The organism is Streptomyces sp. NBC_01571 (assembly GCF_026339875.1).
Lineage (GTDB): Bacteria > Actinomycetota > Actinomycetes > Streptomycetales > Streptomycetaceae > Streptomyces.
In genome coordinates, this window is the sequence record NZ_JAPEPZ010000001.1 from 446,821 (window position 1) to 469,641 (window position 22,821).

At 71.3% G+C, this 22,821-nt stretch carries 19 protein-coding genes and 1 tRNA gene; 8 read left to right on the forward strand and 12 right to left on the reverse strand.

Features of this window, described 5'->3' with window-relative positions:
• Positions 1 to 12: 12 nt before the first annotated feature.
• Both OHB41_RS02140 and OHB41_RS02145 read right to left on the reverse strand, forming a co-directional pair.
• Entirely contained in the window at positions 13 to 1,530 is a 1,518-nt protein-coding gene (locus OHB41_RS02140; protein ID WP_266696224.1) for an MFS transporter, read from the reverse strand.
• Positions 1,531 to 1,723: 193 nt separating this feature from the next.
• On the reverse strand, positions 1,724 to 2,362 hold the full coding sequence (locus tag OHB41_RS02145) for a TetR/AcrR family transcriptional regulator (protein ID WP_266696225.1): 639 nt from the start codon (positions 2,360 to 2,362) through the stop codon (positions 1,724 to 1,726).
• Between the two features lie 91 nt (positions 2,363 to 2,453).
• Between OHB41_RS02145 and OHB41_RS02150 the strand changes: the two genes are divergently transcribed.
• Positions 2,454 to 3,950 carry an FAD-dependent oxidoreductase gene (locus OHB41_RS02150; protein ID WP_266705596.1) on the forward strand — a complete coding sequence of 499 codons (1,497 nt, stop codon included), beginning with the start codon at positions 2,454 to 2,456 and terminating at the stop codon, positions 3,948 to 3,950.
• Between the two features lie 224 nt (positions 3,951 to 4,174).
• A tRNA-Met gene (locus OHB41_RS02155) sits at positions 4,175 to 4,248 on the forward strand.
• Positions 4,249 to 4,302: 54 nt separating this feature from the next.
• Here OHB41_RS02155 and htpG read toward each other — a convergent pair.
• Positions 4,303 to 6,240, reverse strand: coding sequence for a molecular chaperone HtpG (gene htpG / locus OHB41_RS02160; RefSeq protein ID WP_266696226.1), 1,938 nt, complete (start codon positions 6,238 to 6,240; stop codon positions 4,303 to 4,305).
• 253 nt (positions 6,241 to 6,493) lie between these two features.
• Between htpG and OHB41_RS02165 the strand changes: the two genes are divergently transcribed.
• Positions 6,494 to 6,970: a hypothetical protein gene (locus tag OHB41_RS02165; protein WP_266696227.1), complete on the forward strand. Its 477-nt coding sequence runs from the start codon at positions 6,494 to 6,496 to the stop codon at positions 6,968 to 6,970.
• 134 nt (positions 6,971 to 7,104) lie between these two features.
• On the opposite strand, the gene OHB41_RS02170 is transcribed toward OHB41_RS02165, so the two are convergent.
• Positions 7,105 to 8,004: a helix-turn-helix transcriptional regulator gene (locus tag OHB41_RS02170; protein WP_266696228.1), complete on the reverse strand. Its 900-nt coding sequence runs from the start codon at positions 8,002 to 8,004 to the stop codon at positions 7,105 to 7,107.
• A gap of 473 nt (positions 8,005 to 8,477) precedes the next feature.
• On the opposite strand from OHB41_RS02170, the gene OHB41_RS02175 reads away from it, so the two are divergent.
• Positions 8,478 to 8,759 (forward strand): Atu4866 domain-containing protein, encoded by a 282-nt coding sequence (locus tag OHB41_RS02175; protein ID WP_266696229.1) that lies wholly within the window; start codon positions 8,478 to 8,480, stop codon positions 8,757 to 8,759.
• Positions 8,760 to 8,862: 103 nt separating this feature from the next.
• Here OHB41_RS02175 and murQ read toward each other — a convergent pair whose 3' ends face one another.
• Positions 8,863 to 9,756 carry an N-acetylmuramic acid 6-phosphate etherase gene (murQ, locus tag OHB41_RS02180; protein ID WP_266696230.1) on the reverse strand — a complete coding sequence of 298 codons (894 nt, stop codon included), beginning with the start codon at positions 9,754 to 9,756 and terminating at the stop codon, positions 8,863 to 8,865.
• A 164-nt stretch (positions 9,757 to 9,920) separates the two neighbouring features.
• Positions 9,921 to 10,955: a MurR/RpiR family transcriptional regulator gene (locus OHB41_RS02185; RefSeq protein WP_266696231.1), complete on the reverse strand. Its 1,035-nt coding sequence runs from the start codon at positions 10,953 to 10,955 to the stop codon at positions 9,921 to 9,923.
• 201 nt (positions 10,956 to 11,156) lie between these two features.
• Here OHB41_RS02185 and OHB41_RS02190 point away from each other — a divergent pair, with 201 nt between their 5' ends.
• The 4 genes from OHB41_RS02190 to OHB41_RS02205 all read left to right on the forward strand — a co-directional run bounded on the left by OHB41_RS02190 (position 11,157) and on the right by OHB41_RS02205 (position 18,164).
• Positions 11,157 to 12,134 (forward strand): BadF/BadG/BcrA/BcrD ATPase family protein, encoded by a 978-nt coding sequence (locus OHB41_RS02190; protein ID WP_266696232.1) that lies wholly within the window; start codon positions 11,157 to 11,159, stop codon positions 12,132 to 12,134.
• A gap of 111 nt (positions 12,135 to 12,245) precedes the next feature.
• Positions 12,246 to 13,814, forward strand: coding sequence for a sodium:solute symporter (locus OHB41_RS02195; RefSeq protein ID WP_266696233.1), 1,569 nt, complete (start codon positions 12,246 to 12,248; stop codon positions 13,812 to 13,814).
• Between the two features lie 114 nt (positions 13,815 to 13,928).
• A complete protein-coding gene (locus OHB41_RS02200) occupies positions 13,929 to 15,104 on the forward strand; it encodes an anhydro-N-acetylmuramic acid kinase (RefSeq protein ID WP_266696234.1) in 1,176 nt (391 codons plus the stop codon).
• Between the two features lie 132 nt (positions 15,105 to 15,236).
• Positions 15,237 to 18,164, forward strand: a complete 2,928-nt coding sequence (locus OHB41_RS02205; protein WP_266696235.1) for an FAD-binding and (Fe-S)-binding domain-containing protein — start codon at positions 15,237 to 15,239, stop codon at positions 18,162 to 18,164.
• A gap of 154 nt (positions 18,165 to 18,318) precedes the next feature.
• Here OHB41_RS02205 and OHB41_RS02210 read toward each other — a convergent pair whose 3' ends face one another.
• From OHB41_RS02210 to OHB41_RS02235, 6 genes are all read right to left on the reverse strand, one after another.
• The gene (locus OHB41_RS02210; protein WP_266696236.1) at positions 18,319 to 18,684 is read right to left on the reverse strand and encodes a DUF1707 SHOCT-like domain-containing protein; all 366 of its coding nucleotides are present in this window, start codon (positions 18,682 to 18,684) and stop codon (positions 18,319 to 18,321) included.
• On the reverse strand, positions 18,681 to 19,262 hold the full coding sequence (locus tag OHB41_RS02215; RefSeq protein WP_266696237.1) for a winged helix-turn-helix domain-containing protein: 582 nt from the start codon (positions 19,260 to 19,262) through the stop codon (positions 18,681 to 18,683). Before OHB41_RS02215 ends, OHB41_RS02210 begins: the two co-directional genes overlap by 4 nt.
• Positions 19,263 to 19,362: 100 nt before the next feature.
• Positions 19,363 to 19,659 (reverse strand): hypothetical protein, encoded by a 297-nt coding sequence (locus tag OHB41_RS02220; protein WP_266696238.1) that lies wholly within the window; start codon positions 19,657 to 19,659, stop codon positions 19,363 to 19,365.
• Positions 19,660 to 19,694: 35 nt separating this feature from the next.
• Complete coding sequence (locus OHB41_RS02225; RefSeq protein WP_323138446.1) at positions 19,695 to 20,816, reverse strand: IS630 family transposase; 1,122 nt, start codon at positions 20,814 to 20,816, stop codon at positions 19,695 to 19,697.
• 111 nt (positions 20,817 to 20,927) lie between these two features.
• Complete coding sequence (locus OHB41_RS02230) at positions 20,928 to 21,956, reverse strand: serine hydrolase domain-containing protein (protein WP_266696240.1); 1,029 nt, start codon at positions 21,954 to 21,956, stop codon at positions 20,928 to 20,930.
• A complete protein-coding gene (locus OHB41_RS02235; protein WP_266696241.1) occupies positions 21,953 to 22,792 on the reverse strand; it encodes an IclR family transcriptional regulator in 840 nt (279 codons plus the stop codon). The genes OHB41_RS02230 and OHB41_RS02235 overlap by 4 nt, the downstream gene beginning before the upstream one ends.
• Positions 22,793 to 22,821 lie beyond the last annotated feature (29 nt).

The window sequence follows — 22,821 nt, forward strand, 5'->3', positions numbered from 1 at the left end:
CGGGTACTGGAGTCAGTTCTGCCGGGCGTGCACAGGGTTGTTCGCGACCTCGTCCGGGCACTTGCCGCGCCGGTGGCGGTGCCGCCGGTCGCGCTGCCAGTCGAACGTGGCGAGGGCCAGGCAGGCCACCATGCCGACGAGGGCGGTGACGAGCGCGGCGACGAGGGCGCCGCGATAGTCGTCGCTCCTGTGCAGCCTCAGGTAGAAGAGGCCGGGCAGGGCGGCGGTGCCCACCGCGGCGCCGAGCCGCTGCCCCGTCTGCAGGGCCCCGCCCGCGGCACCCGCCATGCGCACGGGTACGTCCCGCAGGGTCATGGTGATGTTCGGAGAGACCACGAATCCGCCGCCGACACCGCCGAGGAACAGAGCCGGGGCGGCGACCCAGGGCGCGATGTCCAGGGAGACGAAGCGAAGCAGCAGCGCCGTGGTCCCCAGGCCGACGATGACGCCCGTCAGACCGGCCACGGTGAGGAGGCGGCCGTACCGTTCCACCATGCGGCCGGCGACCACCGCCGCGACCGCCGAGCCTAGGGCGAAAGGGGTCACGGCGAGGCCGGAACGGAGCGGTGAGAAGTGGAGGCCGTGCTGGTAGAAGAGAGCGAAGACCAACCAGATACCGCTGAAGCCCACGAAGTAGAGCGTGGCCACGCCGGCGCCCACGGCGTAGCCGCGCACGGTGCTGAACAGGCGCAGATCGAGCAGCGGCTCGTTGCCGGAGGCGACCAGGCGGCGCTCCCACTGGACGAAGCCGACGAGGACCACGACGCCGACAGGGAACAGCCACCACACGTGACCGATACCGCCGGAGTCCGCCTGGACCAGCGGATACATGAGCGCGAGGACGCCGACTCCGAGGAGCAGGACGCCGGCCACGTCCACGTGACCACGCCCGGAGCGCTGGATGCGGGGCAACAGGCGACGGCCGAGCAGCACGGCGAGAATTCCGATGGGGACGTTGACATAGAAGATCCACCGCCAGCCCGTGGGCCCGGATGCCAGGGCGAGGATGGCGCCGCCGGTGATGGGGCCGGCGGCGGAGGAGATGCCGACGGTCGCGCCGAAGAAGCCGAAGGCCCGACCGCGTTCGGCGCCGCGGAACATCTGCTGGATGAGCGCGGAGTTCTGGGGGGCCATGAAACCGGCCGCCAGTCCCTGGGCGAGACGGGCCACCACCAGCAGCATGATGCCGGGAGCCGCGCCGCAGGCCGCGCTGAAGATCACGAAGCCGCTGAGGGCCAGCAGGAAGATGCGGCGCCGGTCCAGGGCGTCGCCCAGGCGCCCAGCGGTGACCAGGGCGAGGGCGAAGGTGAGGGCGTACCCGGACACCACCCACTGCACCTGCGCGGGTGAGGCGTGCAGGTCGCGTTGGATGGTGGGGAGGGCGACGGCCACGATGGTCACGTCCAGCAGGCTCATGAAGCCGGCCACCAGCGTGACCCACAGGGCCTGCCACCGCCGCGGATCGGGCTCGAACCCGGCCTCCTGGGCGCCCGGCTTCCGGCCGTCGGCCGCTGACGTGGACGGTGTCACATCGGCTCCCTTCACCTGGGGGATCCGAGTTCCCCCAGCGGCGCACGAGCACGTACCCAGTGTCTATCCCGAGCCGCTTCCGCGCGTAGGCCGAAGGCCCTCGAGGTGACCACGTCAGGAGCGGCGAAGGCGTTGCCGAGGTCCGGCGACGGGATCGTCGGCCGTCCTGGCGCCTGGGGTCACCGGGCCTGGCTCAGACCTGGCTCAGTTGCCGCAACCCGTTCTCCAGCAACGCGAACGCATGTTCCGCGTCCGCCACCGCACCCGCGTGGCGCGCGTCGGCCGGCTCTCCGTACGCCAGGCGTTCCGCGTTGTCCTGCGCCAGCGCCCAGTGGACCGCGACGATCTGGACGGCGGCCAACCGCGCGGTGAGTTCCGGGGTGTCAGCCGTCTCCTGCAGCGCCTCGGCGAGTGCACGTTCGGAGCCGGTCTTGAACCGCTCCATCCGGGCGACCAGCGAAGGCGCGTCGAGGATCATCTGGTGGACCCTCCGCACCTGGGGATGATCATTGAGTCCGGTGATCGGGTCCCGCTCGCGCAGCCCCCGCAGGAAATGCTCGCGCAGTGCGGTCAGCGGGGCGGTGCGGGGCGGACGGGCCCTCACGACGCGCGCGATCTCGGTCTCGTGGTCGGCGAGGCGGTGCACCACGAGGTCCTCCTTCGCCGGGAAGTAGGCGAAGACCGTGCGTTTGGACACCTCGGCCGCCTCGGCCACCTGGGCCACCGAGACCTGGTTGAAGCCATGCTCCAGGAACAGCGTGATCGCCGCGTCGGAGATCGCCGCGTGGGTCCGCTGCTTCTTCCGTTCCCGTAGTCCTGGCCTGTCGTCCACGGTCCCCACCGTAACAGATTGCTGCCCCGAGACGATTTCTGCACCTGGTATACATTTACCCCGAGGCGAGAAATGAGACGGAGTGAGGACGTTGACGGTGAGCGAGACCGAGGTCGTGATCGCGGGCGCAGGGCCGACGGGACTGATGCTGGCGTACGAACTGACCCTGGCGGGGGTCGAGACGCTGGTACTGGAGAAGCTGCCCAGGCGCGTCGAGCAGGTGAAGGGCGGCGGGATTCAGCCCCGTACCGCGGAACTGCTGCATTCGCGGGGGCTGTTGGAGCCGTTGCTGGAGCGGGCGACGCCCCGTGATCCGGTCGGCGGGCACTTCGCCGCCCTGCCCGTCCCCCTGGACTGCTCCCCCTGGAACACCAGGCACCCCTTTCCGATCGCGATCCCTCAGTGGGAGATCGAGGAACTGCTCGAAGAGCGGGCGGTCGCGGCCGGCGCGCGGGTCCTGCGCGGCACAGCCGTCTCGGGGGTGGAGCCCGACGACGACGGGGTGGTCGTGACGGCGGACGGTCTACGGGTGCGGGCCCGCTGCCTGGTGGCGTGCGACGGCGGACACAGCACGGTGCGGAAGCTGCTCGGGCTGCCGTTTCCCGGCAGACCGGGGACCCATCAGGCGGTGTTGGCCGACATCCGGCTGGCCACCGTCTCGTCGTCGGTGCCGCGACAGTTGGAGCACATGAGTGCCCTGATGCGCCGAGCGGGCGACTACTGGGCCATGCTGGCGCCCCTCGGCGGCGACCGGTACCGGTTCACCTTCGGGCGCGCGGACCGGTCGGACACCTCACGCGACACCTCCGCCGTCGCCCGCGAGGAGATCAGCGCCGCGCTGCGGACCGTGTACGGTCCCGAGACCACCCTCGGCGCCGTGGACAACTCGTCCCGGTTCTCCGACGCCACCAGGCAGTTGGAGCACTATCGGGCCGGCCGCGTCCTGTTCGCCGGCGACGCCGCGCACATCCACCCCCCGTTGGGCGGCCAGGGGCTCAACCTCGGCATGCAGGACTCGTTCAACCTCGGCTGGAAACTCGCCGCGGTCGTCCAGGGCCGGGCACCGAGCAGTCTCCTGGACACCTATCACGCCGAACGGCATCCGGTCGGAGCCCAGGTCCTGCACCACACCTCGGCTCAGCGCGTCCTGGCGGATCCGAACCCGAGCGAGGACGTGGCCGCCCTGCGCGACATCTTCGTGGACCTGCTGAGACTGCCGGACACCAACCGCCACGTCGCGGGACTGATGTCCGGCCTCTCGCTGCGTTACGAGCTGTCCGGCGGGCATCCCCTCACAGGGCACCGCATGCCGGATGCCGACCTATTCACCGACGCCGGCCCCACCCGGCTGTCGACGCTGTTCGGCGCGGGCCACGCCGTCCTGCTCGATCTGGCCGGTACCGTCCCGGCGAACCTCGGCCTTCCGCCGCGAGTCGACCTCGTCCGCGCCACCTGCACGGACGATCTGGGCGCCGCTGCCCTGCTCATCCGTCCCGACGGGTACATCTGCTGGGCCACGGACAGCTCCGCCGCCCACGACGACACCCTGCTCGCCGCAATCGCCGACAACCTGGCGACGGCGCACTGAGCCCGGGTGTCCACCTAGGCCCGCCGAGACGCGCACTGATCAGGTCCTCCGCCGTCCCCTTCCCCTTCCCCTTCCCCTTCCCCTTCCCCTTCCCCTTCCCCTTCCCCTTCCCCTTCCCCTTCCCCTTCCCCTTCCCCTTCCCCTTCCCCTTCCCCTTCCCCTTCCCCTCAGGAAATGATCATGGTCTCAGCCTCGGTGGAGTTGCCGTAGACTGGTTCTATCGACGCGGGGTGGAGCAGCTCGGTAGCTCGCTGGGCTCATAACCCAGAGGTCGCAGGTTCAAATCCTGTCCCCGCTACTGAAACGTGAGGGGCCGGCACCATGTGCCGGCCCCTCACGTGCGTCCGGTCTCCTAGAAGGAGAGACGGTCCGCCATCAGTTTGGTGAAGCGGGCCGGGTCCTTCAGCGCGCCGCCTTCAGCGAGAAGCGCCATGCCGTAGAGGAGTTCCGCGATGTCGGCGAGGCCCGCGTCCGCCCCGTCCTCTCGCTCGGTGTGGGCCTTGTTGAGACCGTTGACCAGGGAGTGGCCGGGATTGAGTTCGAGGATGCGCTTGGTGTGCGGGATGTCCTGCCCCATGGCACGGTAGATGTTCTCCAGGGCCGGAGTGATGTCGTGCGTGTCCGAGACGAGACAGGCCGGTGAGACCGTGAGGCGGGTGGACAGCCGAACCTCCTTGACGTCCTCGCCGAGTTGTTCGGTCATCCAGGTCAGGAGCCCCGAGTACTCTCTCCGCCGGCTCTCGCGCTCCTCCTCGGTCTCGTCGGTGTCCGGTTCCCCGCTGCCGAGGTCGACCTCGCCCTTGGTGACGGACCGCAGCTGCCTGCCGTCGAATTCGGGGACCGCGGTGACCCAGACCTCGTCGATCGGGTCGGTCAGAAGCAGCACCTCGACGCCCTTGGCACGGAAGGCCTCCATGTGGGGGGAGTTCTCGATGGCTTCCCTGGAGTCACCGGTCAGGTAGAAGATCTCTTCCTGGCCTTCCTTCATGCGTTCGACGTACTGCGCCAGGGTGGTCGGTTCCTGTGCGGCGTGGGTCGAGGGGAACGAGCACAGGGCGAGGATGGCGTCGCGGTTCTCGTGGTCGTCGAGCAGTCCTTCCTTCAGGGCCCTGCCGAACTCCCGCCAGATGGTCGCGTAGCTTTCCGGGGCGCTGGTCCTCAGGTCCTTGATCGTGGACAGGACCTTCTTCGTCAGGCGCCGGTGCATCCGCTGGATGTGCCGGTCCTGTTGCAGAACCTCGCGGGAGACGTTCAGCGAGAGGTCCTGGGCGTCGACGATGCCCTTGACGAACCGCAGGTAGGGCGGCAGGAGTTGCTCGCAGTCGTCCATGATGTGCACGCGCTTGACGAACAGTTGGAGCCCGCGGCTGTGGCCTTGCGTGAACAGGTCCTGCTGAGCGTGTGAGGGGATGAAAAGCAGGGCCTGGTACTCGAAGGTCCCTTCCGCCTGCAGGCGGATGGTCTCCAGCGGGGCGAGCCAGTCGTGACTGATGCGCTTGTAGAGCTCGTGGTACTCCTCGTCGGACACCTCCTCTCGCGCCCGGGCCCACAGCGCCTTCATCGAGTTCACGGTCTCGAAATCCTCCGTGGCCGGCTCGGCGTCGGCGCTTTCGCCGGTCTGTTCCGCGGCCGCGGCGGTCTGGGCGGCCATGCGGATCGGCCAGGTGATAAAGTCCGAGTACCGCTTGATGATCTCGCGGATCTTCCAGGCCTGCGTGTAGTCGTTGAGCTGGTTCTCGACATCCACGGGCTTGAGGTGAAGGGTGACCGTCGTCCCCTGGGGCGCCTCGGCGAGGGCCTCGACCGTGTACGTGCCTTCACCACGGGAGACCCAGCGGGTGCCCTGGCTCTCGCCCGCGTGCCGGGTCAGCACGGTGACCTCGTCGGCCACCATGAAGGCCGAGTAGAAACCGACACCGAACTGGCCGATCAGGCCGGCCGCGGCATCCGCGTCGTCGGTCTCCTTCAGCTCCCGCAACAGCCTCGCGGTGCCAGAACTGGCAATCGTGCCGATGAGCTGAACGACGTCCTGGTGCGACATGCCGATACCGTTGTCCCGCACCGTCAACGTCCTCGCCTGCGCATCGGTCTCGACGCTGATGTGCAGATCGGACACGTCCGCCCCCAGCGCGTCATCACGCAGAGCCGTAAGACGCAGCTTGTCCAGCGCGTCCGAGGCGTTGGAGATCAGCTCCCGCAGAAACACATCCTTGTTCGAGTAGATCGAATGGATCATCAACTGCAGCAGCTGACGGGCTTCCACCTGGAACTCGTGGGTCTCGGCCGACATAGCGTGCGAATCCTCCAAGGTCATTGACGGCATTAGTGCACTCTAACCTCGCCGTTTCCGCCGACGCGCCGAGATGTCCTGATCGCCAACTGCCGTGCGGGCGAGGCGATTCCCCCCTCCCGACAGGACAGGATTCCGAGCGGCCACGCCGCCGCTCGGAATCGCCGTACAACCCCTGTCCCGTATGACGGGTCTTCAACTCCGTACGAACCAGACCGACCATCCAGCACAACTCGTTCCAACGGGGGAACACATGAGCCTGGTCCGCAACCACCACCGCACCCGCACCCGTCGAACCGCGACGGCGGCCGCCACGCTCCTCCTGGCGACCGTCCTCGGGGCCGCCGGTGCCAGTGCCTCCGACACCGGCACCGCCGCACCGCGGACGAAGCAGATCGCCTCGTCCGTCCTCGGCGGCGACTACCAGGTCACGCTGACCGCGGTGCGGTCGACCGATGACGAGTACGCCGCCTCCGTGCGACTGCAGGTCTTCACCCGGACCCACGGCGCGTGGAAGGAATCCGACCGGGTCACCGTGGGCGAGGCCGACGGATGGTTCTGGTACCCGCTCACGGGCAGCGGTGCCGTCTGCGCGTTCTCGACCGCGAGCACCGAGCCCGCGCCTCTCACCGTGAGCCTGCGGATCACTCCGTCGATCGGCTGCTCCGAGCCGGCGCACTACGTCGTGAAGCAGGGCAAGGTCTACGCCGGCCCCGCACAGCACAACTGACCGAGGAGGTAGTCACCCCGTAGGCCGGGCCTACTCCGCTCCGCCCCGTTCCCGCTCGTCATGGCGCCTTTCGGAATGTGAGCGGAGTTCGGTGACGGCGACTGCGGTGGGGCTGCCGGGTTCGGCCTGGAGGGTCAGGCGGCGGTGTCCGGTTCGTTCGGTGCGGAGGTGCGGGCCTGGCCGGTGGGGGGTTCGGTCGACCACGTCGCCAGGAACCGCAGAGCGGATTCGGAGGAGGACCCGGGTTCGGTGCTGTAGATGAACAGGGTCTGATCGCTGTCGCCGGGCAGGGCGAGGGCTTGGTAGGTGACGGCGAGGTCCCCGGCGACGGGATGGTGGTAGCCCTTGGTCCCCTCGGTTCGCTCATGGACCCTGCGCTCTGCCCAGTGCGCGCGGAAGTGCTCGCTGCGGACGGCGAGTTCACCGACCAGTACGCCCAGCCGGGGGTCGTCGGGGTGCCGGCCCGCGTCCATGCGCAGCATGGCGGCGGTGTCCGCGGCGACGGTCTCCCAGTCCGCGTACAGCTCGCGGGCGGCGGGCGCGAGGAAGACGAACCTGGCCTGGTTGCGTTCGTCCGCGGGCATGGCGTCGAAGTCGGCGATCAGCGCACGAGAGAGCGGGTTGGAGGCCACCACGTCGGTGCGCCGGCCCAGGACGAACGCCGGGCAGTACGCGGCGTCCAGGGTGGTCAGCAACTGGCGCACGGCCGGGCTGACCTGCTCGGCCGGTGAGGACGCGGACCGCCGCGCCTGGACGGGACGCCTCTGCGCGAGATCAAACAGGTGTTCACGCTCGGTGTCGTCCAGGCGCAATGCTGTCGCCAGGGATTCGAGGATCTCCGGCGAGGCGGTTCGGCTACGCCCCTGTTCCAGGCGCGTGTAGTAGTCGACGCTGACGCCGGCCGCCTGGGCGAGCTCCTCACGGCGCAGTCCCGGGACACGACGCCGGGTGGTCTTCGGCATGCCCGCGTCCGCGGGATCGAGCCGTGCCCGGCACGAACGGAGAAACTCTCCCAGCTCCGCGATCTGGTTCATAGCGTCATTCTCCGCGGCTTCTCCGGGCAGGGGGAGGCGCGAGGGTGGCCCTGATGCACCCAGGAAACAATGGGCCGGCCTGCTCAGCGGCTGTCTGCCGGGCGCTTCGGTCGACCGACGACTTCGATCGGCCGCGGGTCGGCGCAATGAGCCCCGGCCGAACCGTCGGCATCCCGGTGGCGGACCGAAAGGGAATGCGTTTCCCCGGGAATTCCGACCCCCCCCCAGCGGAATCGCAGCTCGATCTCCCTTGACGGCGCGCGACGAAAGCTCCCCGCTCGGCCGAACCCAGTGGGGCTGCCGTCTTCCACGGCAGCCCCACTCGCCGACCGCCGAGCGCGCGCTCCCCCGCGATCCGTGTTCCCAGTCGAAGGTCGCCCCCGCGCGACCATGGGTGCCCGCCTCCCAGGACGGCCTCACCCTGGGTGGACCGCGGCCTGGTTGCCCCGCACCGGAAAGCGGACCGTGGAGCCATGGACACGAACGACTCCTCCCCGGCCCCTCACCCGTACGTCGGAATGTGGGTGACCGCGGACGGCTTCATCCGGCAGGAGCTGCTGCCGAACGGACGTTACGACGAGGCCCGGGGCGACCGGAAGAGCGCCTACACGGGCGGTTACACAGTCGACGGCAGTCACATCGAATACGTCGACGACACCGGCTTCACCGCCACGGGGGACGTCCGTGACGGTGTGCTCCACCACGAGCACCTGGTCCTTTACCGCGAGGGCGAACAGCCCGCCCGTTCGACATAGCGCGTACTGGGCCCTCCCGACCGCACACCCCCCATGACCGGTCGAGTGCGCGGTCCCGGAAGGCAGGGAGGACGGACGGGTTCCTCGGCGTCGTGGCCCGCCGTCAGGCGCCCGCGGCGGTCCGCACGTCGTCGTGCGCGGCTTCGAGACGGGCGGCCGCCTCGGCGCGGGTACAGCCGGCGAGGAGCATGACGATCGCGGTCTTCGCGTGTCCGTCGGCCTCCTGGAGTGCGGCCGCCGCGGCGTCGAGGCCGGCGCCGGTGGCCTGCGCGACCATGCGCCGCGCCCGGTCGACGAGCTTCTCGTTGGTGGCGCGCAGGTCGACCATGAGGTTGCCGTACACCTTGCCGAGCTGCACCATCGTGGCGGTCGAGAGCATGTTGCAGACCAGCTTCTCGGCGGTGCCGCCCTTGAGGCGGGTGGAGCCCGTGAGGACCTCGGGGCCGGTGGGAACCTCGATGGCGACATCCGCGTGGCGGCTGATGACGGCGTCGCTGTTGCAGGCGACGGAGACGGTCGCCGCGCCGATCGCGCGGGCGTGCTCCAGACCGCCGACGACGTAGGGGGTGCGGCCGCTGGCGGCGAGCCCGACCACGGTGTCGTGGGCGGTCAGGCCGATGGCGTCGAGGTCGGCGACGGCGAACCCGGGGTTGTCCTCCGCGCCTTCGACCGCGAGGACGAACGCGCCGGGGCCGCCGGAGAGCAGACCGACGACCCGGTCCGGTGAGATGCCGAAGGTCGGCGGGCATTCGACGGCGTCGAGCAGGCCGATCCGTCCGCTGGTGCCGGCGCCGAGATAGACGAGCCTGCCGCCCGCGCGCAGCGAGGCGGTGATCTTCTCCACGGCCGCGGCGATCTGCGGCAGCGCGGTGCGCACCGCCAGGGCGACGGTCTGGTCCTCGTCGTTCATGGTGGCGAGCAGTTCGGTGACCGGCATGCGGTCCAGTTCGGCGGTCCGCTGGTTGCGGGTTTCGGTGCCGAGAGTGCTGAGGTCCACGTGCGGTCGTTCCTTTCGGGGAAGCGCTGTCGTTCCCTTCGGGTGAAGCGCTGTCGTTCGGTGGTGACGGAGGGGGTGCGGCGGTGTCTCCCAGTGGTGCGGGGGGCGGCGGTACGCCGGTCATCGGTCATCGGTACGCCGGGGATCGCTACGCCGGTCCGGCGTCACCCGGGGGGCGCCGCCACGGGCGGGAGTTCGGCCGCCGGTGTGACGGCCGGTTCCGTTCCGGCGCCGGGCGCCGGGGTGGCGAGGGCCTCGTCGACGCTCGGTCGGCGTGCCGCGGGGGTGCTCCGGTGACGCTGCACCGCGCCGTAGGTACGGTGCAGCGCGGCGGTGGTGGCGTCGTAGGACCGCTGCGCGACTCCGACGAACAGGCAGTCGATGAGCGCGAGTTGGGCGATGCGGCTGACGGTCGCTCCGGAGCGGAACGGCATCTCGCGCGCGCAGGTGGTGAGCACGAGGTCGGCGGTCTCGGCCAGTGGCGAGCGGGCGAAGTTGGTCAGGGCGATCGTGGTGGCGCCGTTCTCGGCGGCGGCCTGCAGGGGCTCGATCGTGTCCGTCGTCTCGCCGGAGTGGGAGATCGCAATGGCCACGTCCGCGGGTCCGAGCAGTGCCGCGGCGGTCAGCGCGGCGTGCACGTCGGTCCAGATGAAGGCCATCCGGCCGATGCGGTGGAGCTTCTGGTGCAGGTCCTGGCCGACGAATCCGCTGGCGCCCACACCGAAGATGTCTATCCGGCGGGCGTCGGCGACGGCGTCGATCGCCTGTCCGAGCTGGGCCACGTCGAAGCCGTCGCGGGACTCCTCCAGGGCGCGGACCTCGTTGTAGATGATCTTGCTGATGATCTGTTCCAGCGAGTCCGTGGCGCCGATGTCGGTGCCCAGTGCCGGGCGCTCGGCGCCGAGCGCGTTCTCGTGGGCCGCCGCTGCGGCGAGGCCGACGCGCAGGTGGGGGTAGTTGGTCAGGCCGATCGCGCGGCAGAACCTCATCACGGTGGCCACCGAGGTGCTCGCCCGGCCGGCGAGGGCGCTGATGGACAGTCCGGCCGCCTCGGACGGCGCCGCGAGGACGGTGTCGGCCACCCGCCGTTCCGACGGGGCCAGGGACGGCAGCGCGCCGCGGATCCTCGTCAGCACGTCTACGGAACCGCCGCTCTGCGGCGCCTCCGCAGCTTCACGGTGCGCGACCTCGCGAGCCATGGGTCCTCCTGGGTGGTGTGGACGCAAGCGTAGCCACGCCCACCAGGGATGGCAAAAAGTTACGTGATGAATTTTCCTGCCGGTATTTATTGACATGCGGAGGACAGGCTTCCAAACTCACAGCACCGCGGTCCGCTCGCCGGGCGCTCTCGGCGCAGCGAAGCCGCGGATCGTCCCTTTCAACGGAGAAGGCGTTCACACATGACGGCCGTACTGGCGGTGGACCTGGGGAAGACGGGGTGTCGCGCCGTGCTCTGGACCGGCCCGGACGGCTCCGACCACCCCGTTCGCGAGGTTCCCGGGGCCCCCGGTCTGGCGGAGTCCGGCGGCGTGACCGCCGCGGTCGCCGCCGTGACGGCCGCCGCGGCGTTCGGCGACGAGCTTGCCTCCGAACTGCCCTCCGGGCGGCTGGACACGGTCTGCGTGGGCGCCGCGGGCGCCGCCGCGGACCCCGCCGCGGCCCGTTCCCTGGCCGAACTGCTGCTGGACGCGCTGCCGACCGACGAGGTCGCGGTCACCAGTGACGCGGTCACCGCGCACGCCGGCGCCCTCGGCGGTGGCGCCGGTGTGGTGCTGGCCGCCGGCACCGGCTCCGTCACGGTCGGAATCGGCGAGGGCGGAACGTTCGCCCGCGTCGACGGCTGGGGCCCCTGGCTCGGCGACGAGGGCAGCGGCGCCTGGATCGGCCGCGCCGGCCTGCGGGCCGCGCTGCGCTCCCACGACGGACGCGGTCCCGCGACCGCTCTGACGGGGGCCGCGGCCGACCGCTACGGCGACCTCGACCGACTGCCCGCGACCGTGGGGCACTCCGCCAACCCCGCCCGGCTGACCGCGACCTTCGCCCCCCTGGTGGCCGGTGCGGCCGCCGACGGTGACGCGGTGGCGACCGAGATCATGCGGGACGCCGCAGCCGCGCTCGCCGAGGCGGTCGTCGCCGCGGCCCGCAGGGTCGGCGGCACGCGCCCGCTGCCCGTCGCCGTCACCGGCGGCCTCGCCGGGATCGGTGCCCCCCTGATGGACCCGTTCGCCGACCTGCTCGGCGCGTCGGGGCTGCCGCTGCGGGTGACCCCCGCGCTCGGCGATCCCCTGCACGGGGCGCGCCTGCTGGCCCTGGATTCCGCCGGACCGCACGAACCCCTCGTCATCCGCGTCCACCGGACGACGACCCCGCCGCCGTGACCGGGTGCGCCGGAACGCCGGGCGTCCGTCGCACCGGCGGGACGGAGCACCGCCCCTTCCCCACCGACCCCCTTCCCCGGTGACACCACCGATCCGTTCTAAGGAGTGCACGTGCGCCAACTCGACCTGGCGGTGATCGCCGTCTATCTGGTCGCCATCGCCGTGATCGGACTGCGCCTGTCCGGGCGGCAGAAGACGGCGAAGGAGTACTTCGTCGGCGAGAGCCACATGCCCTGGTGGACGGTGTCGTTCTCGATAGTGGCCACCGAGACCAGCGTGCTGACCGTCATCAGCGTGCCCGGCGGCACGTACAGCGGGCAGGGCTTCGGCAACGTCGAACTGGCGCTGGGTTACGTGGTCGGGCGGGTCGTCGTTGCCACGGTACTCATCCCGCTGTACAAGCGCGGCGGCTTCGTCAGCGCCTACCAGTACCTCGGGGAACGGTTCGGACTGAAGCTCCAGGGCCTGGCGTCGGTGTCGTTCGTCTTCACCCGGCTGCTCGCCGAAGGTGTCCGGCTGTTCGCGTCGGCGATCCCGATCAAGCTGCTGCTCGAGGAACTCGGCGTGCACACCGGCTACAAGGCCATCATCATCGTGCTGACCGTGATCACCGTCGTCTACACCTACCTCGGGGGCATCAAGGCGGTCATCTGGACGGACGCCATCCAGATGGGCCTCTACCTCGGCGGCGTGATCCTGGCCATCGCGGTGCTCACCGGGCACGTCGGCGCCACCGGCTTCTCGCAGGCCCTGCACGGCGGCGAGTTCCGGCTCTTCGACACCGACTTCGGCCTCGACCACATTCTCACCAGCTCCTTCGCCCTGCCGACCGCCATCATCGGCGGCGCCATCTTCGCGATGGCCAGCCACGGTTCGGACCAGCTGATCGTCCAGCGTGTCCTGACCACCCGCACGCTGCGCGACGGCCAGAAGGCGATGATCGCCTCCGGTGTCTTCGTCACCGTGCAGTTCGCCGCGTTCTCCCTGGCCGGCGCCCTGCTCTGGTCGTACAACAAGGGCCGCAGCTTCAAGGAGATGGGGCTGAGCAGCTCCGACAACCTCTACCCGAACTTCATCCTGCACGGCCTGCCGGTGGGCATCTCGGGTCTTCTGGTGGCGGGCATCCTGGGCGCCGCGATGGGCTCGCTGTCCTCCGCGCTGAACTCGATGTCGAACTCCACGGTGTCGGACATCATCCACAGCTTCCGCAAGAAGGCCCCCTCCGACCAGGCGCTGCTGAAACTGGCCCGGGTGATGACGCTGGTGTGGGCGGCGCTGATGGCGGTCTTCGCCTGCGCGTTCAGCACCAGCTCGGGCAACGTCTACCTGACCGGTCTGACGATCGCGGGCTACACCTACGGCGCGCTGCTCGGCGCGTTCCTGCTCGGCCGGCTGATCAAGCGGGCCACGGAGGTGGACGCCGTCGTGGCCTTCCTGGTGACCATCGGCGTGATGACGTACATCGTCCGCGGCGTGAAGATCGACGTGACCACCGCGGGGACGACCGTCCCCACGGCGATCGCCGCCCAGTGGCTGGTGCCGATCGGCGTGCTGGTCACGATCGTCGTGGGCGGCGTGATGAGCCTGTTCCACCAGCCCCCGGCCAACGCCCCCGCTGTCGCGCCGGCGGAACCCGACGGACACGGCACGGAGGTCACCGCGACCGCCGGCCAGTCCTGACCAGCCCCGGGCCGGGAGCCGCCGCGATCCGGCGGCCCCCGGCCCGGTCACTTCGTACCGGCCGCCCGCCCGGGCACGCCCGGCCGGTGCGACCCGAAGACTCGGAGCCCCCCCATGCGTGTGATCGGTCTGATGTCCGGCACCTCGTACGACGCCATCGAAGCCGCCGCGGCCGATCTCACCCTGGAGGGCGAGACGCTGCGGATGCGGCCGCTCGGCCGGATCGGTGCCGCCTACCCCGACGACCTGCGCGCCGCGATCGGCGCCGCCCTGCCCCCGGCCGCGACCAGTAGCGAAGCGGTCTGCGCCCTGGACACCGGTATCGGCCAGGCGTTCGCCGGCGCCGCCGTCCGCGCCCTGGACGAACTGTGCGGTGGCGAGGCCGATCTGGTCGTCTCGCACGGGCAGACGATGCACCACTGGGTACGCGACGGAGCCGTGCTCGGCACCCTCCAGCTCGGCCAGCCCGCCTGGATCGCGGAGGCGACCGGCCTGCCCGTCGTGTCGGACCTGCGGGCACGCGACATCGCCGCGGGCGGCCAGGGCGCGCCCCTCGTCGGCATGACCGACACCCTCTTGCTGCGGGGCCTGCCGGGCGTCCCTGCCGCGCTGAACCTGGGCGGCATCGCCAACATCACCGTCGCCGCTCCGGACACCGACCCGGTCGCCTTCGACACCGGCCCCGCCAACGCCCTACTGGACGCGGCCGTACGGCACTTCACGGCAGGCGCCCGCGAGTACGACGAGTCGGGGCGTGGCGCCGCCGCGGGCCGGGAGGCACCGGAGCTGCTGCGACTGCTGCTCGACGAGCCGTACTACCGCCTGCCCGCGCCGAAGAGCACCGGCAAGGAGCTCTTCCATCTGCCCTACCTGCTGCGGGCGTTGGAGGACGCGCCGGTCGCCGAACCGAACGACGTGCTGGCCACCCTCACCCGGCTGACCGCGGTGACGGTGGCGGACGCGGTCCGCGCCCACGGTGTCACCCAGCTCGTGGTCTCCGGCGGCGGGGCGCACAACCCCGTCCTGACCGGCATGATCGCCGAGGAGCTGCCCGGCGTGCGGCTGCTGCCCAGCGACGACCTCGGCGTGCCGTCCGACGCGAAGGAAGCGCTGGCGTTCGCCATTCTGGGCTTCCTGACGGTCCACGGCCTGCCGGGCACCCTGCCGTCGGGCACCGGGGCGCGCCACCCGTCGCTGCTGGGCAGTGTCACACCGGGCCGTCTGCCACTGCGGCTGCCGGAACCGGCGGCGACGGCCCCCCGTCGGCTGCTGGTCGAGACCCCGGCGTAGGACCGCGCCCAGGGCGACGCCCGGCCGCCGGCACGGCGCTCCCGGCCGGCCCGCCGCCTCGCCCGGCGTTCCTCCCCTCCCCCGCGGTCCGGCGACCGGCCGTCCCGGACCCGCACACCTCCCGGAGCAACCATGAGCCGCCCCCACTCCGTCCCGACCCCGGCGATCCCCGGTGAACGCCCCCCGGACCTGGCCGCGTTGCTGCGGTCCTGCGTCGACGACCCCCGGCGGGTGACGACCGACCTTCCCCGCAGGGTCGCCGCGGCGCACGACGCGTCGCCGTATCTCTTCGCTCCGCAGGCCGTGGTCCGTGCCGCGTCCGCGGCCGAGGTGGGTGCGCTGATGGCCGGCGCGAGAGCGGCAGGGGTGCCGCTGACCCTGCGCTCCGGTGGGACGAGTCTGGCGGGCCAGGCCGGCGGCGACGGAGTCCTGGTGGACGTGCGCAGCCACTGGCGCAAGGCCGAGGTGCTAGACGACGGTCACCGCGTCCGCCTCCAGCCAGGCCTGACGGTACGTCAGGCCAATGCCCGGCTGGCCCGGTTCGGCAGGCGGCTCGGTCCCGACCCGGCCAGCGAGTCGGCGTGCACGATCGGCGGCCTGGTGGCCAACAACTCCAGCGGCATGAACTGCGGCACTCAGGACAACGCATACCACACCATGGAGTCCCTGCAGTTCGTGCTGCCCTCGGGCACGGTGATCGACTCCGGGGCACCCGACGCAGACGAGCGACTGCGTGCCAAGGAGCCCGAACTCCACGCCGGACTGCTCCGGTTGCGCGACCGGGTACGGACCTCACCGCAGGCCCGCGCCACCGTCGAGCGCCTCTTCGCGATGAAGAACACCATGGGCTACGGGCTCAACTCCTTTCTGGACCACACCACTCCGGCCGATCTGCTGGCGCACCTGATGATCGGCAGCGAGGGCACGCTGGGCTTCGTCGGAGAGGCCGTGTTCCGTACGGTCCCGGTCCTCCCCCATGCCGCCACCGGCCTGCTGATCCTCCCGGGACTCGCCGAGGCCACCGACGCGCTGCCCGCGCTGCTCGCGGCGGGCGCCCGTACGGCGGAACTGCTCGACGCCTCCTCGCTGCGTGTGGCCCAGCTCGACCCGGGCTCCGGCGCGGCCCTGCGCGGCCTGCGGGTCGAACACCACGCGGCGCTGCTGGTCGAGTTCGCCGAGGACACCGCGGAGCGGCTGGAGGAGGTGGCCTCCGCGGCCCGGCCGGTGCTGGAGCGCCTGCCCGCGGTGACCGGCACCGCCCTGACCCGCGACCCGAAGGAGCGGGCGCGGCTGTGGCATCTGCGCAAGGGCCTCTACACCGCGGTCGCCGGCGCCCGCCGGCCCGGCACCACCGCGCTCCTGGAGGACATCGCGGTCCCCCTGGACCGGCTGACCCGCACCTGCGAGGGCCTCATCGGCCTGTTCGACCGGCACGGTTACGAGGACGCGGTGATCTTCGGGCACGCCCGGGACGGCAACGTGCACTTCATGCTGACCCAGGACTTCGACTCACGGGCGGAGACCGACCGTTACGCGCGGTTCACCGACGACATGGTCGATCTGGTGCTGGCCGCCGAGGGCACATTGAAGGCGGAGCACGGCACCGGGCGTGCCATGGCGCCGTTCGTCCGTCGCCAGTACGGCGACGAACTGTACGACGTCATGCGGGAACTGAAGCGGTTGTGCGATCCGGCGGGCGTGCTGAACCCCGGTGTGCTGCTGGACGACGACCCGGGCGCACACCTGCGCCGGCTCAAGAGTGTGCCCGCGGTCGACCCCGCGGTGGACGCCTGCGTCGAGTGCGGCTACTGCGAGCCGGTCTGTCCGACCGCGGACGTCACCACCACGCCCCGTCAGCGCATCGCCCTCCAGCGGGAGATCGCGCTGGCCGCGGCGGCAGGTGACGACGACCGGCGCCGGGAGCTGGAGGACGACTACGCCTACGCCGCCGTGGACAGCTGCGCCGCCGACAGCCTCTGCGTGACCGCCTGCCCGGTGACCATCGACACCGGAGCGGTGATGAAGCGGCTGCGCGGCGAACGCCACAGCCCCCTCGCGCAGCACGCCGGACGCGCCGCGGCCCGCCACTGGGCGACTGCGGTCAAGGGCGTCCGGATCGGCCTCGGCGCCGCCCACGCGGCGCCCGCGCCGCTGACCGGCGCGGCCACCAAGGTGATGCGGCGACTCGGCGCCACCGACCTCGTACCGGCCTGGAGCCCTGACATCCCCCGTGGCGGCGGCCCCCGTCCGGCGGCCAGGCAGGTCCCTGCCGCGCAGGCGGTCTTCTTCGCGGCGTGCATCGGCAGCGTCTTCGCCTCCGAGGACGGAGGCGACTCCGGCCATGACGGCTCAGGCCGTGGCGGCTCCGGCGGACGGGCGAACGGGTCCGCGGGCGCGTTCCTGCGCCTGTGCGAGCGAGCCGGCGTCGCCGTCGACGTCCCCGAACTCGCGGGGCTGTGCTGCGGCACGCCCTGGCAGTCCAAGGGTTACACCGAGGGCCACCGGGCGATGGCCGCCCGCACGCTGGACGCCCTGTGGACGGCCAGCGACCACGGACGGCTCCCCGTCGTCTGCGACGCCTCCTCCTGCACCCACGGCCTGGGCGAGCTCGCCGCGGCACTGCCCGAGGCCGAGCGGGAGCGGTACGCCGGGCTGCGCTTCGTGGACAGCGTGACCTTCACCGCCGAGACGCTGTTGCCGCTGCTGCCCCAGGCGCCACGGCTCGACTCCCTCGCGCTGCACCCGACCTGTTCGACCGTGCACCTGGACATCACCGGTGATCTGCGCACCGTGGCGGAAGCGGTGGCCGGCACCGTGACGGTCCCCGACTCCTGGGGCTGCTGCGCCTTCGCCGGCGACCGCGGGCTGCTCCACCCCGAGGTGACCGCCGGCGCGACGGCCGCCCAGGCCGCCGAGGTCAACGAGCGCGAGCACGACGCGTACGCCTCCTGCAACCGCACCTGCGAGATGGGCATGACCCGCGCCACCGGCCGCCCGTACCGGCACATCCTGCAACTCCTGGACGACGCCCTCGACCGGTCCGAGCGGACCGCCGGCTGAGCCCGCCGCCGCCCGGCGCGCCCGTCCCCGGGCCACCGGGCACACGGCGGGGCGGCCGGGGCCCTTGCGGCGTTCGTCTCCCTGTCGCCGTCCGTCTCCGACACCCTCATTCACCGCACGGGGCGGGCGACTTGCACCGGGCCCCGTGCGCGGGTCACCTCTCGTCGCCGTTTTCCAGGGCCCGCCGCGGTGCGCCCCTGCGGCGTGCCGCGCGTTGGGCGACGATCCAGTAGACGAGCGCCGCAGGCGGTGAGCAGCACAGCAGGATGATGAGCAGGCGGGAGTCGATGACGTCAGCGGGCCGCCCACGCTCTTCGGCCTCGTCCGGCAGGTCCCTCAAGAGGGCGTCGAGTTGCCCGCGGGTGCGCGCTTCGTAGGCCACGCCCACGCGTTCTTCGAGTTCGGGCAGTGTCAGTCGGCCGACCGCGTAGTGGTGTTGCAGCCGCGCCTCGACCCGGTCGCGCTCGGCGTCCGAGGCACGTATCGGTGCGCTGGGCGGGTGCTCCTCGCTGTCCTTCATGACGACCTCTCGGGCGGGGCTGTGGCGTCGGGGGACGGACGGTCCTGCAGGTCGACGAGCGCGATGACGACCCGTGTCCAGACCCCGGGGGTGTCGCGGTCCCCGAACTGGCCGGCGAGGCGCGCGATGTGTCCGCGCAGTTCGGCGAGCGCTTCGTCGGTCAGCCGCAGCACACCGCGGTGGACGTCGACCTCTCGGCGGCCACCGGCCTGCCGCGACCGGTAGGCGGCGTTGACGTCGGCCCGGGTGGCGTCCAGCATCGAGCCGAGGAACTCGGCCATCTCTTCCGGGCTCGCGGCATCACTGGGGGGTTCTGTGACCGCGGGGGCGTAGACCCGCTCGACCTTTCCGCGGGCCAGCGGCCGGTACTCGGCGATCTCGATCAGCCCGGCCTGTTCGAGCCGTCCCAGGTGGTAGTAGAGCCGGTCAGCCGGAAGATCGGCGCGGTCGGCAAGCTCGCGTGCGGACCGCGGCATCTCCCAGAGCGCCTCCAGGAGCCGGATGCGCAGGGGATCCGCGAGCGCCTTGTGCACACCGTGCCACCGCCGAGGCGACGCGTCGGGTCGCTGTGCGCTCATCGACCGGCCCCCGTTCACTGCACCCATCTCCGCTGGTTGGAAAATTTTACAACCAGCAGGTTGGTGTGGCTAGTGCTCTGACCACATTGGTTCGCCGGGTTCAGGCAGGTGGACACGGGCCCGCGCTGGCGACGGTGCCAGTCCACCAGTCCGGTTGATCAGATTCGCGCCAAAGGACCTCAAGCTGTCGACGGGTGAGTTCCTCGGCCTTGTGTAGGAGGGCCGCCTGCGCGATATCTGGCTCGGACGAGGAGGGAGGATCAGCGAGTGCGCCGTCGGCAACGCCGGCCGGTCCGGTGAAGTAGACGGCGTACCGCCACCTGTCCGGGGTTCGGTACAGGACAAGGGTCGTCGGTGTCCCGAGGGTGCGCCAGTACGGCTGTCGCTTGCTTGCCATGCCGGCACGGTACTGCCCCTGGTCGGACTCACCGCTCACGCGGCGCTGGTCAGAGGTCGTCCGCCCCATCTGATCCCCTTCTCACTGCGGATGCGGGCCCGTTCTTTCCGCTGGGCGGCGAGCACGTCGGGGTGGCGGGCGTTCTTGTTGCGCCAGCGCAGGTAGGCGTGCAGGGCCCGGGTCTGCACGGTGTGGTTGCGGTGGTGGGAGTTGGCGACGGTGAACTGCCGCAGCGGCCCGAAGTGGGCCTCGATGGGGTTGGCCCAGGACGCGTAGGTCGGGGTGAAGCACAGCTCGACGCGGTTCTTCTTCGCCCAGCGCCGGATCGCCTCGCCCTTGTGGGCGGACAGGTTGTCCAGGATGACGTAGATCGGGGCGCCGTCCGGGCGGGCCGCGCGAATCGACGTGAGTGCGGCCAGGGTGTTCGCGGCACCCTTCTTGCGGCGGTTGACGCCCCAGAGGGTGTCGTCGCCGACGGAGTAGCAGCCGTGGAAGTAGCGGACACCGTGGGTGCGGTGGTAGGTCGCGGGGTGTCGCTCGGGGTGGCCCGCAGGAGCCCAACCCGAGCCGGCGGTCGGGCGGATGCCGAGGGGGCCGAACTCGTCGAACGCGAAGACCCGGCTCGGGAAGTGCTCCAGGAGGTGCTCGATGCGGTCGAGCTTGGCGTCGCGCTCGGGGTCCGGTGACTCCTTCCACGTCTTGGTCCGCTGGAAGGTGATGCCGCGGCGGGCGAGCAGGCACCGTAACGCCTCGCGGCCGATGCGGATGACGCGGCCGTGGACTTTCCGCAGGTAGGCGGCGAGTTTGCGGATGGACCAGCGGGTGAAGGGCTGGCCGAGCTTGGTCGGGCGGGTGGTGGCCGTCTCGACGACGAAGTCCTCGTCGTCAGGACTGAGCAGGCGGGGACGGCCTCCCGCCCAGCGAGGGTCCAAGCAGGCCAGGCCGATCTCGTTGAACCGGTGGATCACGTCCCGGACGGTGTCCTCGTCGGCCTGCACCAGCTGGGCGATCACCGGCACCCGGTTCCCGCCCGCCGAGGCCAGCAGCATCATCGCGCGCCGGTAGCGCACCGAACTCGTGCTGCCCCGGCGCACGATCTGCTGCAGCTTCTGCCCCTCCTGATCGGTCAACCTGCGCACACGGACAGGCTCGGCCACCACACCCCCAACGATCGGACGGACGTCACCGCACATCCAACCGCCCCGACCACCAACCCGGCCAACCTATGTGGTCACAGCACTAGTTGGAGGTCCGTGAACGCGGGTTCCCTATGTCAGAGCGTCCACCGCCGTGTGGAAGGCGCGTCGGACGGCCACGATGCCGTCGCCGTCCCTTGAGGGGTGCACCCGGTTCGTCAGCAGCACGGCGTAGCGGCCGGCCGCCGGGTCGACCCAGATGCTCGTGCCGGTGAAGCCGGTGTGGCCGAACGAGTCGGGGCCGAAGGACGGCCCGACGGGTGATCCGACCGCATCCTGCCCCTGCCAGGCGAGTCCGCGCCGCAGTGCGTGGTCGCCCGTGTGGGCGGCCGTCATCAGCGCGAAGGTCTCCGGACGCAGGATCTCGGGCGCCCCGCCCGCCAGGGAGCGGCCGAGTCGTTCCATGTCGGCGAGTGGCGCGAACAGCCCGGCGTGCCCGGCGATTCCGCCCAGGACCACGGCGTTCTCGTCGTGCACCTCGCCCGCCACCACGCGCCCTCGCCACGGGCAGTCCTCGGTGGCCACGGCCCGCGCCCGGAGTGCGAGGTCCGGGGTGAAGCCGGTCTCCTTCATCCCGAGTGGTGCGCACACGAACCGGTCGACCAGTTCGTCCAGCGGCGCGCCGGCCGCGCTCTCGGCGATCAGCCCGAGCAGGATGAAGCCCTGCGAGGAGTATTCGACCCGGGTACCGGGCGCCGTCCGCGGCGGCAGCAACCGCAGCGCTTCCAACAGCGCGCTCCGGGTGGGGTGTTTGCGGTAGAGAGGCACCTGACCCGGCAGTCCCGAGGTGTGGGTGAGCAGCTGCGCGACCGTCAGGTCTGCCTTGTCACCGCCCCGGTAGTCCGGCAGATACGTGCCCACGACGTCGGTGAGATCCAGCGCGCCGCGCTCGACGAGGGCCATCACGGCCAGTCCGACGATCGGTTTCGTCACCGACGCCAGGTCCCACCGTTCGTCGCCTTCGAGCGGTGGGCCGTCCCAGGCGCGGGTGCCGGTCCAGCCCCGGTCCAGTGCCCGCGCCGCGGTACCCACGGACCAGGCCGCGCCGGAGTACACCCGCCGGGCTCGCCCTGCGACGAGGATGTCTTCGAGTGCGCTCACGCGAGTTCACCGTCCTCGGCGTCCACGTCCACCACCCGGAACGTGGGTGGGGCGCCGCCCAGACCCGCCGACACCGTACGGGCTGCCGCGCGCACCATCGGACCGAACATCTCCACGCTCTGCCGGTCCAGCGTGAAGGTGAGGCCCGAGATGCCGATGGCGCCCACGACGCGCCCCTCGCCGTCGACCACGGGCGCCGCCACCGACCGTACGTCCAGCTCTTCGTACTCGTCGTCCACGGCGTAACCGACGCCGGCCGCCTCCCGCAGCAGTGTGCGGAGCGCCGCCGGGTCGGTGGGGGTGTGCGGCGTGCGGGCGGCGAGCGGGCCCGCTTCCAACAGGGTGTCCGCCTCGTCGGCCGGCAGCACGGAGAGCATCGCCAGCCCCGTCCCGCTGCTGTGGAGCGGAACGCGGCTACCGGGCCGTGCGTACATCCGGTACTCCCTGGCCGGCTCGGACTGTGCCAACAGCACCGCGTCGTCGGCGTGGCGCACGGCGTACTGCGCGAGCAGTCCGGTCCGCCGGCGCAGATCGGTCAGCACCGGGCGGGCGAGTGCCAGATCCCGGCTGTCGTGCAGTGCGGCGGCGGCCAGGCCGAGCAGCCGGGGGCCCGCGCGATAGCTGCCACCCTCCGCGGGCTGTGCGAAGCCGTACTCGGCGAGGGTCCGCAGATGACGGTGGACGGTCGGTTTGGTGAGCCCCGTACGCCGCGCGATCTCCCCCAACCGGTGCGGGCCGCCTGTCTCGACGAGTGCTTCGAGCACCTCCATTGCCTTGTCGACGGGGCCCTTCGCGGGCTCTGGCTCGCTGGCACGGGTGTTGACCGCTTTCGACATGTCGCTTAGCTTAACGCAACCGCATTCCA

Excerpts from the sequence above, each read along its gene's own strand:
- OHB41_RS02200 (WP_266696234.1), top strand. The coding sequence starts at position 13,929 with ATGCGTGTGATCGGTCTGATGTCCGGCACCTCGTACGACGCCATCGAA.
- htpG (WP_266696226.1), bottom strand. The coding sequence starts at position 6,240 with ATGTCGGCCGAGACCCACGAGTTCCAGGTGGAAGCCCGTCAGCTGCTG.
- OHB41_RS02175 (WP_266696229.1), top strand. The coding sequence starts at position 8,478 with ATGGACACGAACGACTCCTCCCCGGCCCCTCACCCGTACGTCGGAATG.
- OHB41_RS02185 (WP_266696231.1), bottom strand. The coding sequence starts at position 10,955 with ATGGCTCGCGAGGTCGCGCACCGTGAAGCTGCGGAGGCGCCGCAGAGC.
- OHB41_RS02165 (WP_266696227.1), top strand. The coding sequence starts at position 6,494 with ATGAGCCTGGTCCGCAACCACCACCGCACCCGCACCCGTCGAACCGCG.
- OHB41_RS02210 (WP_266696236.1), bottom strand. The coding sequence starts at position 18,684 with ATGAAGGACAGCGAGGAGCACCCGCCCAGCGCACCGATACGTGCCTCG.
- OHB41_RS02235 (WP_266696241.1), bottom strand. The coding sequence starts at position 22,792 with ATGTCGAAAGCGGTCAACACCCGTGCCAGCGAGCCAGAGCCCGCGAAG.
- OHB41_RS02205 (WP_266696235.1), top strand. The coding sequence starts at position 15,237 with ATGAGCCGCCCCCACTCCGTCCCGACCCCGGCGATCCCCGGTGAACGC.
- OHB41_RS02215 (WP_266696237.1), bottom strand. The coding sequence starts at position 19,262 with ATGAGCGCACAGCGACCCGACGCGTCGCCTCGGCGGTGGCACGGTGTG.
- OHB41_RS02170 (WP_266696228.1), bottom strand. The coding sequence starts at position 8,004 with ATGAACCAGATCGCGGAGCTGGGAGAGTTTCTCCGTTCGTGCCGGGCA.
- OHB41_RS02220 (WP_266696238.1), bottom strand. The coding sequence starts at position 19,659 with ATGGCAAGCAAGCGACAGCCGTACTGGCGCACCCTCGGGACACCGACG.
- OHB41_RS02190 (WP_266696232.1), top strand. The coding sequence starts at position 11,157 with ATGACGGCCGTACTGGCGGTGGACCTGGGGAAGACGGGGTGTCGCGCC.